The sequence below is a fragment of the Flavobacterium hibisci genome, assembly GCF_020026925.1.
Lineage (GTDB): Bacteria > Bacteroidota > Bacteroidia > Flavobacteriales > Flavobacteriaceae > Flavobacterium > Flavobacterium hibisci.
The window spans coordinates 22,551-37,187 of sequence record NZ_JAIQDW010000012.1 but is presented as its reverse complement, the minus strand read 5'-3'; the positions used below and the strand labels follow the sequence as shown (position 1 = coordinate 37,187).

Sequence of the window (14,637 nt, the reverse complement as noted above, 5' to 3'; positions counted from 1 at the left end):
TACTTTTGTTTTTAATTAATCCTTTTTCATTTTTCAAGTATGACCATCAAAGAAGCATTACAAAAACTAGAACATTTTTGTGCCTATCAGGACCGTTGCCATGATGAAGTCGTAACTAAACTATATTCTTTAAAAATGTCTCCGGAGGAAATCGACATTATTATTGTCAAACTAATTGAAGATAATTTTTTAAACGAAACACGCTTTGCCTGCAGTTTTGCCCGCGGTAAGCACCGTATTAAAAACTGGGGAAAAATTAGAATAGTAAATGAACTTAAAACCAGACACATTTCTACAGCCAATATTAATCTTGCTTTAAAAGAAATTTCCGCTGAGGAATACGCGACAACATTTGATCACCTTTCTCAAAAATGCTGGGAAAGTTTAACAGAACGGAATGCCTTAAAAAAACGAAAGAAATTTTGCGATTATTTACTTCGAAGAGGTTATGAAAGCAATTTAGTTTATGATAAGGTAAAAGAACTTGAACTCCTGAGTTGAGCCAATTATTTAATCTATTAATAAAAAAAAATCCGATAACTTTTGCTATCGGATTTTTTGTTTTATGGTTTGTAGTTTTATTTAAAGATCACTTTTTTGGTCGTCTGGTAGCCATTCCCAAGCACTACTTTTACCAGTAAGACCTGTTGCGCAAATGGCTGGTTCTGAAGAACTAATTCAAGATTGCCCACCTTATCTTTACTATACAACTCTTTTCCGGAAACATCATAAATAAATACCTTATCAATGTTTTCCGCAGTCGAATTTACTGTAATGGTTTTGTTTTGGGCAACAACCCAAACAGCATCATCAACCGTTTCAAAATCTCCGGTTCCTAATGTTGTGTTCTTGTAACGAAGCACAAATCGATTGTTGAATGCACCTGCCTTGGTCGTAAAAGTATAGTTTTTGGCCGTTAATTCATTTATTGTTCCGGTCTGCTTGTCTTCAAGGTAAATTCTCTGGGTTGACAGGCTACCATCAGCCTGATCTATGGAAATGGTGAAATCTCCCGCAATTGTCGAACGATAGCCCAAAGGAACAACATCTGAATCACTGAATGGCAAGGCACGTCCCTGGATCGTCAGCCTGGAAGTTTCATTGACACTGTAAAAATCAATATAACTGTTGCCGTCGTAAGTCATTCCGTCAAAGTTTGTATCATAACCATTTGTCGCTCCGTCAACATATCCAATCAGCGTTTGTTTGAATGCCCCTCCGGTATTGGTCAGATTCAGCCAAAGGCGGTGTTTCTCAATCGATGCGGATTTTGATGTTTTGCCCGGTTTGAAAAATTGTGAATTATCAGTTCCGCCATAACGCATGGAGTTGTTGAACTCCACATACCCTGAGCCATCCTCAGCCATCGTGAAAAACGATTGTCCTGCAGCTATGTACCCGGTTGGCTTTCTGCCTGTATCCAGTGAAGGATTATCATTATAGCCCGGATCACTTACAGCAGAAGTAGCAACCCCGCCTGTCAGGTTGTAACTCGCATAGTCGTCTGAAACATAAGCAAGCTTAGAATTGACCACCTTAATAGCCGTATTGTGGGTCCAGAAATAGATGGTTCCCCCTAAAATATTCCTGTTGTTTACATTGCTGAACAAGAAATCATCTGCATGTATGGCCGATGGATACGGATTTCCGATCAGGTAGTATTTGCCTTTATCCATATGCTGGCTGCTGGTGATGTTACCGTTGTTTGGCTTACCTATAAACTGCACTGGCTGTATGTAACTGGCTGCATTAGGGTCCGGCCACGCAAAAGGCTTCGGCACCCTGATGATATAACCGATTCCAGGCTGCATAACATTGGTTGATGTCTCGATTTTCCAGCCACTTCCACTATAAGACTGGTATTTGTCCCAAAGCGTGTTAGGCGATAAATTGTATAACGTCTGACCTTCTACAGGCGATGACCAGTATGTAAAATCGAAATTCTTCATCGGCTGGGAATTGCGCTTGTAGATGATAGGACCAGAGTTGTTATTTACAGTCGTATTAACATCTTGTAACAAGCTGGCATTGTTTTCAAATGTCAAAGTACCTCCGTTAACTGTTACCTCATTTTTAATAGTTAATGTTCTTCCTGAATTTACAATTACATTGCCCGAATTTACTGTACAGCTACAACCCGATATATCACTTGTTACAGTGTAATCACCCTCAAAAACGATTTTATCTCCGGCAGTTGGTAATGTTGTATCACCTGTTTTAGACCATTTTGTGCCATCCCAAATGTTAGCTACCTGAGTCATATTCAAAATTGCAGAAGCATCAGAAGTACAATTTCCTTCTTTAACTGTAAAAGTATAAGTACCTGCTGGCAATCCAACAACAGGATAACTAGTAGTGTTGGCAACAATATTAGTATAAGTCGCAGTTGTAGTTCCTGTTTGATTAATTGTCCAGTTTCCGGATGGCAAACCAGTTAAAACTACACTGCCTGTAGCAACCGAACAAGTAGGATAAGTTGTTGTACCTAAAGTTGGCGCATTAAAGGCGTCTATATTAATTCTGGATTCTATAGAAGTCTTAGTACAAATACCGCTTTTCAATATAACCTGATACGTTCTAAATGCACCCGGAAATGCTGTTGGTGTATAAGATATTTGGCCTGCAGTTCCTGGAATATCATTCCAGGTCGCATTATTTAAGTCGTCACTGTATTGCCACATTAAAACCAATGAAGCATCCGGATAAGGTGCATTTCCTGCATCATTTCGCAAGGTTAAAGTTGGCAAAGTACTTCCTTTACAAATATGCGCACCGCCATTTACCCTTCCTCTGTCAATGACAGTTACATTTGTAGCATAAGTTGCTGCTGCAGCACCATTACAACCATTGGAATTATTATAATTAACGGTAACGGTTTTAGAACCAGCAGTTAACCATTCAATCACAATGTCATAATTTGTTGTTGTACCTCTTGCAATAAGTCTGTAATCTGTATTCAGAACTCCTGAGACAGTCCAAGTATAATTAGATTGTCCACTCTGGGTCGTATAAGTCATATGTTCTCCTGCACATGTTTGCAACTGAGCAAGAGTAGTAAATGTTGGGGTTGGACTTGGGTTAGGTGTAATATTTCCTGTAGTTGAAGCAGAGCTTGTACCACACGCATTTGTAGCCGTTACAGAAACTGTTCCTATTCCTGAACCGATTGTAATGGTTGCAGAAGTAGTTGTTCCTCCTGAAGTAACTGACCAGCCGCTTCCCGTAACTGACCATGTATAAGAAGTTGCTCCATTTACAGAAGCAATACTGTATATATTTCCGTTAGAACCTGCACATTTATTGGTTGGCTGAGTAATTGTTCCTGGTGTTGCCGGAGCAGTAGTTGGAGTGATATTTCCTGTAGTTGAAGCAGAGCTTGTACCACACGCATTTGTAGCCGTTACAGAAACTGTTCCTATCCCTGAACCGATTGTAATGGTTGCAGAATTAGTTGTTCCTCCTGAAGTAACTGACCACCCTGTACCGGTTACTGACCAGGTATATGATGTAGCTCCGGTTACGGAAGCTATACTAAATATATTTCCTGTTGAACCTGCACATTTATTTGTTGGCTGAGTAATTGTTCCTGGTGTTGCCGGAGCCGTAGTTGGAGCAACACTACCTGTAGTAGAAGCTGAACTGGTACCACAAGCATTAGTTGCAGTAACAGAAACTGTTCCTGCACCTGAACCAATAGTAATTGTTGCTGAGGTAGTTGTACCTCCTGCTGTTACTGCCCAGCCAGTTCCTGTAACTGACCATGTATAAGAAGTCGCTCCACTTACAGAAGCTATACTGTATGTATTGCCTGTCGAACCTGCACATGTATTAGTTGGCTGCGTTATTGTTCCTGGTGTTGCCGGAGCCGTAGTTGGAGCAACACTACCTGTAGTAGAAGCTGAACTGGTACCACAAGCATTAGTTGCAGTAACAGAAACTATTCCTGCACCTGAACCAATAGTAATTGTTGCTGAGGTAGTTGTACCTCCTGCTGTTACTGCCCAGCCAGTTCCTGTAACTGACCAAGTGTAAGATGTAGCTCCCGGTACTGAAGTTATACTAAAAGTATTTCCTGTTGTACTTGCACATTTATTGGTTGGTTGGCTAATTGTTCCTGGTGTTGCTGGTACTGCTGTAACCGTTATAGTCCCCGTAGCATTCCTTGTGCCTCCACAACTACCACCCGTCAAAGGAATAGTGTAATTAAAAGTCCCTGAGGCTGTTGGTGTCCCGCTAATAGTCAATGTATTGCCTGATAAAGATGGAGATACTCCAGATGGTAAACCGGTCACAGTTCCAATACCTGTAAAGCCAATTACAGTATGTGTTATTGGGGTTAATGCTGTATTAATACAAACCGTTGGAGTTGATGAAGCCGCTGAAATAGAATTATTAACAGTTATCAATACTGGTGTCGAGTTAGACATACACCAGGAACCAAATTGATTTTGTACAACAGCTCTAAAATAAGTACTTGTAGTTAAAACACCAATTTTAGCAATAGACAAAACATTTGTTGTTTCAGAAATATCAGATACGTTAGAAGTAAAACCTATATCACTTGCTTTTTGCCATTTTACTATTGCCGTGTTTGTGGTTGTATATCCACTTAATGTAAGATTGGATGTTGGAGAATTTCCTGCACAAATAGTTTGCGCCGGAGAAACCGAACCTCCAACAGGAGCTGTTGTTTGAAAACTTACAACATTAGAATTTCCTGTTACTATACAATTATTGTATGCTCTCACTCTATAATACAAAGTACCAGCAGGAAGATTATTCGATGGACCAATTCCATTATTACCTGTAACATTAAAACCATTGTATCCTGCTACAAAATTTGTAAACCCACTATCTGTAGCGATATCTAAATAGTATCCTGTTGCATTGGCTACTGTATTCCATTGAGGTTCAGCATAATTACATTGTACGTTACTACTTATAGAAGTTGCAACCGGAACTACTGGGCTAGGGGTTGTTGCATAAGTCATTACTGAAGAGTTTGTACTTGTACCACAATTGCCATATGCTCTAACTCTATAATAATAAGTTGTTCCTGGGTTTAATCCCGTTATAGGATATACTAAAACATTTCCCACATCAAGATTAGTATATGATGGGAGCAAAGTTCCTGCACCAAAACTACTACTTGTTGCAACATCTATAAAATACTTTGTCGCTAACGATGTAAATGCCCATTGAGCATTAAAACTTGTACATAATGGACTATCAGGATTAGCTGTTCCTGGTGCTGAAGGTACTCCAGCAATAGTTACATTAAAACCAGCTCCATAACCACTTCCACAAGCATTAGTCGAATTCACAACTATTTGTCCTGAAGTAGCATTTGAAGCAAAAGTTGCAGTAGCTGAACGTCCATCGGCTGATGTAACAAAAGTAACTCCAGTACCACTATAACTCCACGTATGATTATAATTAGCACTATTAGATGTTACTGTATAATTAGCCGAAGTATTTTGACATTGTGAATTAGAGCCATTAATAGCGCTTACTCCTCCTCCTGGTCCATTAGCAACATATACATCTCTTGTAGCACTTCCAACTCCAGATACTGTATACGTTATTGTTGCTGTTCCAACTCCTTGCGCCGTTACTACTCCTGTTGAAGGATTTACTGTAGCAACTGAAGTATTTCCGCTGGACCAAGTGCCCGAAGACACAGTAGAAGTAAATGTCGTTGTGTTAGTGCCATAGGTACAGATATACTGATTTCCAGACAAAGTGATTGTGGTATTAATACCACCTGCACTCTCAACCTGATCAAATGTATATGTAGCACCGCCGCCTGTACAAACAGCATAATTTGTTGTACCTACATGTATTTCTGTATTGTTACTACAAACTCCGCTATCCGAGGTATTTAAACTATTCGACCCATTTTGAAGATATAAGGCCACATTTTGTGGTAATGTAATTATAGATTTTTTATTAAAATAAATATTTCCTGAAGGAGATTTAACAATAATTAATAACGAATTTATACTGACATCAGTATTAGCAGGAATAGCCATTGTTCCTGAAACAGTTATACTTTTTGCGGAAACATTTGTATTAACTGTTATTGTACTTCCAGATACTATAACTACATCATCTGATGCCCCTGGTATTACCCCTCCTATCCAAGAACTTCCTGAATTCCAGTTTCCACCAGCTCCGGTACTTGTAATTGTCGCTCCAAAAATGAAATTTTGAAAAAGACCCATTAACAGAATAAGTAAAATTCTCTTCATAAAAAAAATTTTTAAATTCTTATACAATAGTTTGATAACTAAATTTTGTTGATTATTTCTTATAACATTACTACCTGATTCCAGGTGTATTAAAAATCGAATTCCTTTAAAATTTTGTACTTTCATGTACCTACGTAAAAACCCGTAAGAAGGTTTTATTTTTGTAATCCATTTTAACTTAGATTATGAAACAAAATTAACTGGTAAAATCAGCATTTTTATGGATTTTGCGACCTTTTAGATGAAAGACATTATTAGTCGATGAGCGACCTGTTTTGAATTAAAAAAAGTAAGAATCAGAAGTATTTACTTACAGTAAAAATGAGGTGATTTGTTATTTAAAATAAGTTTATTACTACATATAAAAACATAAAACATCTGATTTTCAACATTCCATGTTTTTTCATAACTAAAAAGGATGTAAAAGTTAAATTTCTTTTTGCCAATCGAAACATAGAAAACTTTAAGTCCTTTTTAACTTTAGGCTTTTTCATTTAAAAAATACGGTTGTATCTTTGAGAAGTTATACAATACCAAATTATGAAATATACTACCCTGCCTAATACAGATATATCAGTAAGCAAAATCTGCCTGGGTACTATGACCTTTGGTGAACAAAACACAGAAGCCGAAGGACATCAGCAAATGGATTATGCATTTGAAAATGGTGTCAATTTTTTTGATACAGCCGAAATGTATTCGGTTCCGGCACGTGAAGAAACTTATGGAAGTACCGAGAAAATAGTGGGTAGCTGGTTCAAAAAAACCGGTAACCGTGATAAAATAATCCTGGCTTCAAAAATCGCAGGACCAAATCCAAATTTTGGCTACATGCGTGAGAAATTGGATTTCTCTGCGGCAAGTGTCAAATATGCTTTGGAAAACAGCTTAAAACGCCTGCAGACAGATTATATAGACTTATATCAACTGCATTGGCCGGAACGCAAAACTAATTGTTTTGGTCAACGGGGATTTAAAGTTCAGGATGAAGCCTGGGAAGATAATTTCAGGGAGGTTTTGGAAACCTTTGATGTTTTGATTAAAGAAGGTAAAATAAAACATATTGGTGTTTCAAACGAAAATGCCTGGGGAATGATGCGTTTTCTGGAGGAAAGCAAATACCAAAATTTACCAAGAATCAAAACGATTCAAAATCCATATAATTTATTAAACCGTCTTTTCGAAGTGGGTTCTGCCGAAGTTTCTGTGCATGAAAATGTTGGATTGTTAGCCTATTCGCCATTAGCTTTTGGCGTTTTATCGGGTAAGTTTTTAACAGGAGAACCACACCCAAATGCCAGAATCAATCTTTTTCCGCAATACAAACGTTACAACAGCGAACAAAGCACTCGGGCAACACGTTTATATCAGGAAATCGCCCAAAAACATGGATTGACTTTGACTGAACTGGCCTTAGGTTTTGTATTGCAACAGCCTTTTTTAACTAGTGCCATTATTGGCGCCACGACTATGGAACAATTAAAAAAAAATATTGCTACTGTTGGTATAATACTTTCAAAAGAAATTCTGGATGAGATTGATAATGTTCAGACAATTATTCCTGATCCTGCTCCTTAAATACGAATCATTAAATACAAAATCCCGACAACCTTGCAGTTATCGGGATTATATTTTTAGGATTCATTTAATAATACATTACAAGAATGATTTTCTTTTTTGAGTCATCAATGAGTTTTTCGATAACGCCAAAAAATTTTTCATTTACCATCGGGCAGCCAAGACTGTTGCAGATAGGATAAGGCTGTTCTTCAAAAGGGACATCGCAATATTTATGAAGGACTATATTTCGGTCAAAAGCATTACTGTTTGTTTTTTCTAAACCATATAATTTATACGATTTACCAAATTTTCCGGTGTAAGAACCGCCAATTGCATATTTTCCTAAAGAACTGCAATTGGAATTTTTTACGTTGCTAAACTTTAGTTTACCGACAATACCCGTTTCTGACCCTGAACCATGTCCTACCAGCCCTTTATCGAGTAATTTATCATGTTTTAAATCGTAAATAAAAAACCGGTTTTTTCCTGATTCTATCTTCATGTCTAAAAAGAAAGCGACATCTGAATTATATTTCGGAGATTCCCCCAAAAATCTCCTTATAACAGCTGCTTCCTTTTTTAGATTCTCTTCATAAGAATAAACCGGCTTTGCATTTATAGTTTTTAAATCCTTCTCCTTGTCATTTCTGCATGCAAAACCCGCGCCAAAAATTCCAGTTAAAAGCAAGATTAAAATATTCTTTCTCATATTTACAGATTGACTTTAGGATTGCTATTTTTCAACCGTGTATCCTTTCACCTTTGCAAAACCCAAAATTGACGTATTGATTGCATTACCCAAATCATCTTGCTTTTTACTTTTCTTAGACTCTGAATCAATATATTCCTGACGCTTTTTGGCTAAGACCGCAATTTCTTTTTGGATAGTTTCTCTTTCCTTTGATTTTTGAGCCACAAAAGTTTTTATCTCTTCTGCTGATTTATTTTGAAGCTCTGCCGGCAATTCTTCTTTCTTAATTTTAGAAATAGCCGCTGCATCATCTTTTACTTTGTCAACCAGATCCCAGCTTTCATTTTTATAAACCGCTTTTGATTTGCTCACAGCACGTTCTGTATAATTGGATGCCGAAACTTTTTTTGCGTTTTGGTCCTGTAGATTTTGGTTCATTTTTTTTTCATACCCTCTGGAACCATAATTGATGTATGTTTTGTTGATCTTTTCATCACATTTTGAAATTTCATCATCATACGGAGTAGCTATATATTGCACAGCCTGATTTGAATCGATATTAAAATATTTTCCTTTACCATAATCGGCGCCATCTTTCCAGAGAATGTTTATACCTTCGTTTTTATTGCCGCAAAAAATAGTATTCACGTAAATATCATTCTTCAAGGCATCACTAATCGCTTCTTTGTAATTTATTGCGCCCTGATTAAAATCCTCATTTCCGGCAATATAAATGAGTTTCATATTGCTCTTTTCTCTCGCCCATTTTAACTGTTTGGTGGCATCCTGAATAACGGCTCCGCAATATTCACTACCGCCATTGGTTCTTAAAGCAAACAGCTTTTCCGAAATCAAATCCAAATCTGTCGAAAGCGGTGTTACTTGTCGGATATAATTGGATTGTTTCGATAATCCGTCATTTCCGTATTCATATAAAGCAATTTCGATATCAGGAGTTTTGCCTCCGTATTTTAATGTTGTTAATGTATTGACAATGTTCCAGAGCCTAGATTTCGCCTGATCGATTAATCCGTCCATACTGCTCGAAGTATCCAGTAAAAGCGCGACCTGAATTTTTGTGTTTTCTGTTGGTGCCGGTCTTTCAATTTCAATATTATTTTTTGGATTTGCATTTGATGAATTACAGCTTACAAAACTGATTACAGTTGCCAAAATTGCGGAGATAAATAAGTTTGATTTCATGGTTGTCTGATTTTAAAGGTTCGATTACAGATCAAACTTAAAAACTTAAAATCCTCGTTTTTTGAAGAAATGGTGAAACCGTGTTTTGACTTGGCGAAACAAGTTGTAAACGGAACATAAAATACTTTACTTTACATTGTTATTTTTCAACGTTCGGAATTGCCGGAACTCAAGTAACATAATTGTAATAATATGAGACGTTTATTATCCATTACTGTTTTTTCGTTATTTATATTGTTGTTGCTACCTTTTAAAATAGCAGCACAGGATACTGTTTTTTCAAAAAAGAAAGCGGTCCGTGTATCGAAAATGAGCAAAGCGGTAAAAAACTTAGAGAAGTCCCTGGATGTAAACGATGAAGGACAAATTGCCAAAAACTATGAAACGCTGGCAAATGAATTTCTAAATAAAGGGAATAATGTAAAGGCGGAGGAATATTACAAAAAAGCATTGACAAGTTATACAAAACTTAAGCTTACTGAAGACAAGGTCCGTGTTACGAGAAGTCTTGCAAAAGTTCAGGAAAACCAAAAAAACTTTGATTTAGCAATTAAAAATTATGAAGCCGCAGGTTCATTGGCAAAAGATGCTTCTGAAGAAAAAATCAATATAAATGATGCCAATCGCTTACGTAATAGTGCAAATCCCGCCAGTCAAACCGATTATGTAGATTCTAATATTGAATTGCTGAAAAAAGAAAAGAAAAGCACGGAAGTTACGGAAGCTTATGTCCAGAAAGCACAGAATTCATTAGACCTAAAAGATAAAAAGGTTGCCATAGAAAGCTATAAAAAAGCCCTTGTGTATGCAAAAGACAAACCTGAAGCTGTAATTAAAATCAAAAACGAAATTGCCAAAGTTTACGCCTCAGACAATCAGTTTGAAAAAGCAATTGGCATCAACGAAAAGCTTTTGGCGGAAGCCGTCACAAAACAGGATTTTAATACTCAAATAAAGCAATTACAATCGCTGGCTTCTCTTTATTTTAAGAAAGAAGAGCCTCAAAAAGCACTTACGTCCCTGAAAGAAGCATATGACTTAGCCTCACGCAAAGGAAATTCAGCGGAAGCAAAAAAAACATTATCCGAATTAGTACAATATTATAAAGCGGAAGGAAATGAAAAAGAAAGTATGGCGCTTTACGAAGGGTTTATTAAAAACTTCGATCAGTTAATTCAGTCTGACACAACCTTAATTAATACTAAAAAATTCCAGATTACCGAAGGTAAAATTCGGCAGCTTGAAAAAGAAAAATCCCTTAAAGATGAATTAATTACCAAAAAAAACACTTTCAATTATTTTTTAATTGGATCTGTTATTTTGCTTTTGGTTTTATTTCTTTTTATTGTAAAATCGCTTTATTCCATCAAAACAAAGAATAAGGAAATCGCTTTACAATCTTTACGTCGTGAAATGAATCCACACTTTATTTTCAACAGTTTAAATAGTGTGAATCAGTTTATTTCTGAAAATAAGGAACTCGAAGCAAATAAATACCTGACTTCCTACTCGACCCTGATGCGTGATATGATGGAAAATTCTAATAAGGATTTTATTATTTTGGATAAAGAAGTGGAGCAGTTACAAAAATATCTGGATCTGGAACATTTGCGTTTTCAGGATAAATTTGATTTTGGAATTACGGTTGATAAAAATCTGGATGCAGAAACTGTTTTTGTACCCAATATGATCATTCAGCCACACTTAGAAAATGCGATTTGGCATGGCCTGCGTTATCTGGATAAAAAGGGATTTTTACATCTAAAATTTCAATTGAATGACGGAAAAGTAAATGTAATTATTGAAGACAACGGAATTGGTTTAACCAAAAGTCAGGAACTTAAAACCAGTAATCAGAAAGTATATGAATCACGAGGACTCAACAATACCAAAGAACGAATTGGTTTGCTGAATGAATTGTATAAAAAGAACATTTCTTTTGCAATCAAAGAGAAAAAATTGCCGGAATCCGGAACTGTAGTTGAAATCATTTTTCCTTTAATCGATACCATATGATGGCTTTTCAAAAGATAAAAAGTGTAATTGTAGAAGATGAACTGGCAGCGCGCGAAGTGCTCAAAAATTATCTGAGCAAATATTGTCCGCAGGTGGAAGTGGCTGGAGAAGCACAGAATATAAAAGAAGCGGTTCCCTTGTTGCATGAAATACAGCCCCAATTGGTTTTTCTGGATGTCGAAATGCCTTTCGGTAATGCTTTTGATGTTTTGGAAGCGTGTAAGGATTTGCAGTTCGAAACCATATTTGTAACAGCCTTTTCTGAATATTCCTTAAAAGCATTAAATCAAAGTGCTGCTTATTATTTGCTAAAGCCCATTTCTATCGAAGAATTGATTGTAGCGGTAAACAAGGTGCATCATCAAATCATGAATCAGGAAATCTTTAACCGGAATAAAATTATTGTCGAGAATTTCCATGAATCAAAACCTGAGAAACAACAGGTAATCCTACCAACACTTGAAGGATTTGAAGTCGTAAAAATGGAAGAAATCGTAAGACTTCGAGGTAACGGCAACTTCACAGATTTGTATTTGAATAACGGCAGTAAAAAAATGGTCTGCCGGTTTTTAAAACACTTTTCAGAAATTTTGCCATTGCCTTTTATACGCGTTCACAAATCACATATCATCAATATGAATTGTGTAAAATCGTATAACAAAGGCGGTATTATTACGCTTAACGACGGTTCTGAAATTGAAGTCTCGCCAACTTATAAAGATGATTTTTTGAAGAATTTTAAATAATGTTTTATTGCAATTTATTAAGTACTGAAGTTTTTAAACACAAGTATGTCATTCTGAGGAACGAAGAATCTCCATAAGAAGCTCAACAAAGATTGTCCTTTACTTTGTGGATTTTGATTGCGGAGATTCTTCGTTCCTCAGAATGACAATATTAACTTTAAACTTTAGTGTTAGGTTTAATCGGGTAAAATTCTATAAATCAAACTCATCATTCACCGACAAAGAATCAACAGGAACCTGAGTCGAATCCGGCACTTTAATTTTGATTAAAGAACGTGCATTGCCAGAAATGTACACCGGCAATTGACCAAGTGTATCCTCCGGAACCAAAAGACCTCTGCGGAACATTAAGTTCTTTAAGAATTTTTGATTTTGCAAGGCGTAATCTTTAAGGTTTCCCTGATCGTTAAACTGATACATGAATTTTCGCGGCTTTGGGATAATAGTGGCCAGATACAAACATTCGTCAACACTTAAATCAGAAGGGCTTTTCTGGAAATAAAACTGGCTTGCTTCTCCAATTCCGTACACATTTGGTCCCCATTCAATAATATTGAAATACACTTCCAACATTCTTTCTTTGCTTACAATTCGGTTATTTTCTAAAATATAAACCAATAATATTTCTTCCAGCTTACGCGAAAGTGTTTTTTCACGGGTTAAAAAAACGTTTTTAATCAACTGCATACTAATAGTACTGGCACCACGAGAGAATTTTTTAGTCCTGATATTCTTTAAAATCGATTGTTTGAAAGCTTCATTGATGAATCCGCGGTGGGAAAAGAAAGACGGGTCTTCAGTAGTCAGCACACATTTTTGCAAATAAGGCGAAATCTGATCCAAAGGCGTGTAATTCGGATTTGCAGTTCCTACTAAAACAGGACGCTGCAATACATTCTGAATAATGGCACGATACACAAACTCACCATTTAACTTAGTAAGATTTGCTTCTCCGTATTTGGTAATTCTCAGGTTTTCTTTATTCAGTTTACTGTCGAAAACTAAAGTATTTGGTTTGTTTTTATTGAATTTAAAATCCAGTTTATAATTAAAATTACCTGTCGCTTCCATTCCCTGAAAATGCGTAAACAACCCATCAGGCAATGAAACGATAAAATCCTGCGCTTTCATCTTGGGAATATCCACTTTTAAAGTATAAACCGTATCCGATTCTGTATTATACGAAACATACGGTTTCACTTTTATTTTGTTTAGCTGCATCGTTGATGTGCTGTCAATCGAAATAAAATCAGATCCCAATAAAAAGCGATAATCAAATCGTGCATTTTTTATGACAACATCCTTACTTGCAATTTTGGGATGGTTAATTTTTAAATTGGCAATAGAAGTATATCCGTCAATATGTAATTCGCTTCCGTCTTTATCAATATTAGCAACATTTAAGCGTATCGAATCAAAGCTTGCCTTCAAATTATAGCGTTCGTCTAAATAAGGAACTCTGATAGCTCCGGTATCCAGATTGAAAAACCGAATGTCAGCTTTTTTATTTCTTGGATCAGCAAAACCTTTTATGTTCCAGCGCTGATCAAAATTTTTGCTTTGAACATGTAGATTTGTGGTAAGTTGTTTGTTCTGCAAAACCAGTTTATTAATAGCAATACTTGCCTTTTTACCATTGTCATCAATTTTGAAATCCAGGTTTTCCAGTTTCATATCGGTCGGAACCAGATTCAGTAATTTTGTAATAATGCGATAAGCAACATCAGCGTATTTACGTTTTTCATCTGATGGTTCTTCAGTATCATTCTTTTTCAGAAAGGCATCAAAATTTCGAATCTTACCTTTTTTAACTAATTGAATGTAACCGTCGTTAATTTTTAAAGTGCCAAGCTGTATATCACCAATTAACAGATTACTAAGGCTGATGGTAGTTTCTACCTGTTTAATATTGAAAAGAGTGTCAGCATTTTTTGGAACTAAAACAATATCAGTAAATTTAACTCCCGACAAACCATCAAAAGAAGCTTCCTTTATTGAAAAATCACTATTGTAATCAACCACCATTTTGTGCGTTACCTTTGCAATAACTTGTTTTAAAAGCGAATTACGAAAAGAGTATAATCCGATACAAAGCAAAATAAACACTACCACAAGTATTTTAAGAGCTTTGACTATTTTTTGTTTTGGAAATCGCATAAAGAAATTTATA

8 protein-coding genes are annotated in these 14,637 nt (G+C 36.1%); 4 read left to right on the top strand and 4 right to left on the bottom strand.

The features are described 5' to 3' along the window. Positions 1 to 39: 39 nt before the first annotated feature. Positions 40 to 501 (top strand): regulatory protein RecX, encoded by a 462-nt coding sequence (locus K8B81_RS13300; RefSeq protein WP_025571602.1) that lies wholly within the window; start codon positions 40 to 42, stop codon positions 499 to 501. Positions 502 to 578: 77 nt separating this feature from the next. Here K8B81_RS13300 and K8B81_RS13295 read toward each other — a convergent pair whose 3' ends face one another. Further along, complete coding sequence (locus K8B81_RS13295) at positions 579 to 6,251, bottom strand: T9SS sorting signal type C domain-containing protein (RefSeq protein ID WP_223682082.1); 5,673 nt, start codon at positions 6,249 to 6,251, stop codon at positions 579 to 581. 540 nt (positions 6,252 to 6,791) lie between these two features. Here K8B81_RS13295 and K8B81_RS13290 point away from each other — a divergent pair. After that, positions 6,792 to 7,829, top strand: coding sequence for an NADP(H)-dependent aldo-keto reductase (locus K8B81_RS13290; protein ID WP_223682081.1), 1,038 nt, complete (start codon positions 6,792 to 6,794; stop codon positions 7,827 to 7,829). A gap of 67 nt (positions 7,830 to 7,896) precedes the next feature. Here K8B81_RS13290 and K8B81_RS13285 read toward each other — a convergent pair whose 3' ends face one another. Next, the gene (locus K8B81_RS13285) at positions 7,897 to 8,520 is read right to left on the bottom strand and encodes a murein L,D-transpeptidase catalytic domain-containing protein (protein ID WP_223682080.1); all 624 of its coding nucleotides are present in this window, start codon (positions 8,518 to 8,520) and stop codon (positions 7,897 to 7,899) included. Positions 8,521 to 8,544: 24 nt separating this feature from the next. Further along, on the bottom strand, positions 8,545 to 9,705 hold the full coding sequence (locus tag K8B81_RS13280; protein WP_223682079.1) for a vWA domain-containing protein: 1,161 nt from the start codon (positions 9,703 to 9,705) through the stop codon (positions 8,545 to 8,547). Between the two features lie 192 nt (positions 9,706 to 9,897). On the opposite strand from K8B81_RS13280, the gene K8B81_RS13275 reads away from it, so the two are divergent. Then, positions 9,898 to 11,721 (top strand): tetratricopeptide repeat-containing sensor histidine kinase, encoded by a 1,824-nt coding sequence (locus tag K8B81_RS13275; protein ID WP_223682078.1) that lies wholly within the window; start codon positions 9,898 to 9,900, stop codon positions 11,719 to 11,721. Then, entirely contained in the window at positions 11,718 to 12,467 is a 750-nt protein-coding gene (locus K8B81_RS13270) for a LytR/AlgR family response regulator transcription factor (RefSeq protein ID WP_223682077.1), read from the top strand. Before K8B81_RS13275 ends, K8B81_RS13270 begins: the two co-directional genes overlap by 4 nt. 192 nt (positions 12,468 to 12,659) lie before the next feature. Here K8B81_RS13270 and K8B81_RS13265 read toward each other — a convergent pair whose 3' ends face one another. After that, positions 12,660 to 14,624, bottom strand: coding sequence for a transglycosylase domain-containing protein (locus tag K8B81_RS13265; RefSeq protein WP_223682076.1), 1,965 nt, complete (start codon positions 14,622 to 14,624; stop codon positions 12,660 to 12,662). Positions 14,625 to 14,637: the final 13 nt, after the last annotated feature.

What these genes read in the sequence shown, in the direction of transcription:
- K8B81_RS13270 (WP_223682077.1), top strand. Translation starts at nt 11,718, where the DNA reads ATGATGGCTTTTCAAAAGATAAAAAGTGTAATTGTAGAAGATGAACTG.
- K8B81_RS13300 (WP_025571602.1), top strand. Translation starts at nt 40, where the DNA reads ATGACCATCAAAGAAGCATTACAAAAACTAGAACATTTTTGTGCCTAT.
- K8B81_RS13285 (WP_223682080.1), bottom strand. Translation starts at nt 8,520, where the DNA reads ATGAGAAAGAATATTTTAATCTTGCTTTTAACTGGAATTTTTGGCGCG.
- K8B81_RS13295 (WP_223682082.1), bottom strand. Translation starts at nt 6,251, where the DNA reads ATGAAGAGAATTTTACTTATTCTGTTAATGGGTCTTTTTCAAAATTTC.
- K8B81_RS13290 (WP_223682081.1), top strand. Translation starts at nt 6,792, where the DNA reads ATGAAATATACTACCCTGCCTAATACAGATATATCAGTAAGCAAAATC.
- K8B81_RS13280 (WP_223682079.1), bottom strand. Translation starts at nt 9,705, where the DNA reads ATGAAATCAAACTTATTTATCTCCGCAATTTTGGCAACTGTAATCAGT.
- K8B81_RS13275 (WP_223682078.1), top strand. Translation starts at nt 9,898, where the DNA reads ATGAGACGTTTATTATCCATTACTGTTTTTTCGTTATTTATATTGTTG.
- K8B81_RS13265 (WP_223682076.1), bottom strand. Translation starts at nt 14,624, where the DNA reads ATGCGATTTCCAAAACAAAAAATAGTCAAAGCTCTTAAAATACTTGTG.